1 protein-coding gene is annotated in these 1,334 nt (G+C 77.4%); it reads right to left on the reverse strand.

The genetic code is table 11. From position 1 onward, the window contains the following. Positions 1-1,334 (reverse strand): polyketide synthase dehydratase domain-containing protein (locus ACFYUY_RS40065; RefSeq protein WP_387908451.1); only part of this gene is annotated, 1,334 nt, incomplete at both ends.

The raw sequence follows: 1,334 nt of genomic DNA on the forward strand, positions 1-1,334 counted from the left end.
GGTTCAACCGTCTGAAGGGCCGCGGCGATGGCCTCGGGTTCGTCGGTGTCGGTGTCGAGGAGGACGAGGCGGCCGGGGTGTTCGGTCTGGGCCGTTCGCACCAGACCCCAGACGGCCGACTCGGCGAGCCCGGGCAGCGGCTCGCCGGCCGTCACCGCGACCGCGCCGCGGGTGACGACGGCGAGCCGGGCACCCTCGGGGTGCTCCTCGGCGAGCCACTGCTGGACGGCGGCCAGCGCGCGGTGCGCGGCCGAGCGGGCGGAGCCGGAGCCGTCGATGGTGACGACGGTGGTGGCGGTGCCGGTGGCCGGTGTGGGCGGGGCGGCCAGCTCGATCCAGTCGAGCGCGTACAGCGGGTCGGCGCTGCCGGCCCGGCGCCCGGCGCCGCTGAGCGCGTCGGCGGGCAGGGTGCGCAGGTCCAGTGACTCCGCGGTGGCGACCAGGGCGCCGGTCGGATCGGTGAGTGTCAGGGCGACACCCCCGTTGGGCAGTTCGGTGAGCCGGGCGCGGACCAGGCCGGCGCCGGTGGCGTGCAGGGTGAGGCGGCTCCAGGCGAAGGGCAGCCGGATGCCGTCGCCCGGGTCGCCGGCCGGCGCGCCGTGGACCGGGAGCAGGTGCAGGGTGGCGTCGAGCAGCGCCGGGTGCAGGGCGAAGCCGTCGGCCGTGAGGGCGAGTTCCTCGGGCAGCCGGACCTCGGCGAACAGGGTGGTGCCGTCCTGCCAGGCCGCGGTGAGGTTGCGGAAGGCCGGACCGTAGTCGTACCCGCGCTCGGCGAGCCGGTGGTAGACCTCCTTGGCGTCGAGCGGGACGGCGCCGGCGGGCGGCCAGGCCGCGTCGGGGGCGGCGGTGGCCGGCGCGGAGGCGGCGAGGCTGCCCGAGGCGTGCCTGGTCCAGGGTTCGTCCCCGCCCGTGCGGGCGTGGACGGTGAAGGGGCGGCGGCCGTCTGCGGCCGGGGCGTCCACGGTGAGCTGGAGTGCGACGGCGCCGGTGGCGGGCAGCGGCAGCGGGGCCTCCAGGGTGAGCTCGTCGAGGACGGGTGCGTCGGCCCGCTCGCCGGCGCGCAGCGCGAGGTCGACGAAGAGGGTGCCGGGGGCCAGCGGGACGCCGTTGACGGCGTGGTCGGCGAGCCAGGGGTGGCGGCCGGTGGCGAGCTCGCCGGAGAACACCAGGCCGCCGCCGTCGGCGAGTTCGACCGGGTCGGCGAGCAGCGCGGCGCCGTCGGTGTCGGCCGTGGCGTCGAGCCAGTAGTGGTGGTGGGTGAAGGGGTAGGTGGGGAGGGGGAGGTGGGGGTTGGGGGTGTGGTTGGTGGGGTGGTGGCCGTGGGTGTGGGTGGT

This window comes from Kitasatospora sp. NPDC004745 (assembly GCF_042873275.1).
GTDB lineage: Bacteria > Actinomycetota > Actinomycetes > Streptomycetales > Streptomycetaceae > Kitasatospora.